The 273-nt window shown below is 69.2% G+C and carries 1 protein-coding gene; it reads right to left on the bottom strand.

Features of this window, described 5'->3' with window-relative positions:
• A partial coding sequence (locus H926_RS0109640; protein ID WP_022676109.1) for a DDE-type integrase/transposase/recombinase occupies positions 1-273 on the bottom strand: 273 nt, incomplete at both ends.

Genomic DNA, 273 nt, shown 5'->3' with positions numbered 1-273 from the left:
CCCGGGGCGATGTAGTGCCACTCGACCCGCCGCTCCTGCGACCAACGCAGGATGGCCGACGAGGTCAGCTCGGTGCCGTTGTCGCTGACAACTGTATGCGGCTTGCCGCGCATGCCGATCAGCCGCGTCAGCTCCCGCGCGACCCGCACGCCCGAGAGCGACGTGTCCGCCACCAGCGCCAGGCATTCCCGCGTGTAGTCGTCGACCACGCACAGGATGCGGAACCGCCGGCTGCAGGTCAGGGTATCGGAGACGAAGTCGAGCGACCAGCGC

Source organism: Novosphingobium sp. B-7 (genome assembly GCF_000410615.1).
GTDB lineage: Bacteria > Pseudomonadota > Alphaproteobacteria > Sphingomonadales > Sphingomonadaceae > Novosphingobium > Novosphingobium capsulatum.
Note: the sequence above shows the minus strand (reverse complement) of the source record. Positions and strands in the feature narration are given on the sequence as shown.